General features: G+C 65.4%; 1 tRNA gene and 1 rRNA gene. Both read right to left on the reverse strand.

Annotated elements, in window-relative coordinates:
- Positions 1–399: ribosomal RNA gene (locus HMPREF6485_RS14275) — 23S ribosomal RNA — on the reverse strand; the annotation flags it as partial.
- A 225-nt stretch (positions 400–624) separates the two neighbouring features.
- A tRNA-Ala gene (locus HMPREF6485_RS13070) sits at positions 625–698 on the reverse strand.
- Between the last annotated feature and the right edge of the window lie 164 nt (positions 699–862).

The following is an 862-nucleotide window of genomic DNA, read 5'->3' on the forward strand; positions in this document are numbered from 1 at the left end:
GCCGCTATGCCGGCGCGGGCTTCGGGTACGGGGCTATCACCCCCTGCGGCGCGGCTTTCCAGCCGCTTCCCCTCGCCATTGCCGTGCAACACCGCGGTCCTACAACCCCCGGCGTGCGTCGCCACACGCCGGGTTTGGGCTCCTCCCCGGTCGCTCGCCGCTACTGGGGGAATCATTGGATTATTTTCTTTTCCTCCGGGTACTAAGATGTTTCAGTTCCCCGGGTTGGCCCTTCCGCACCGGGCGGAAGTGCCCGTCCTTCAGACGGGCGGGTTGTCCCATTCGGAAATCCGCGGATCAACGGTCACTTGCACCTACCCGCGGCTTGTCGCAGCTTGTCACGTCCTTCGTCGCCTCCGTGAGCCAAGGCATCCGCCCTGCGCCCTTAACTACTTTCTTGCCGTAGCCGCATGTCCCCGCACTTGGGCCGGGACTGTGGCAGCTCATACTTTCAGCTGTTCTGTTCGTTCGCGACCCGTCCGCAACATCCCGCAAGGGGGGCGGACGGTTCTCGGTTGTCAACTTTACAGTCTTGCTTGTGTCAATATGTCAAAGATCGGCGCGGAATGCCGGCAGGCCGGAACGGGGCGCGAGGCCCGGCGTCCGGAAAGCGGCGCCGCGGGGTGGAGAATATCGGGGTCGAACCGATGACCTCTTGCATGCCATGCAAGCGCTCTAGCCAACTGAGCTAATCCCCCGGGACAGGAAGGCGCGGTCCCAGGCAGGCGCGGAATGCCGGCCTCCACATTGTCAGCGTGGCGGCGGGCCCCGCCTCCTTGGGAGTGCGGGAAAAGACAGGAGGGGGTACAGGGCGGAAGGGCGGACCGGCGCCCGGGAAGGAGGCGCACCCGAAACCGGACGG

It is taken from the genome of Segatella buccae ATCC 33574 (genome assembly GCF_000184945.1).
GTDB lineage: Bacteria > Bacteroidota > Bacteroidia > Bacteroidales > Bacteroidaceae > Prevotella > Prevotella buccae.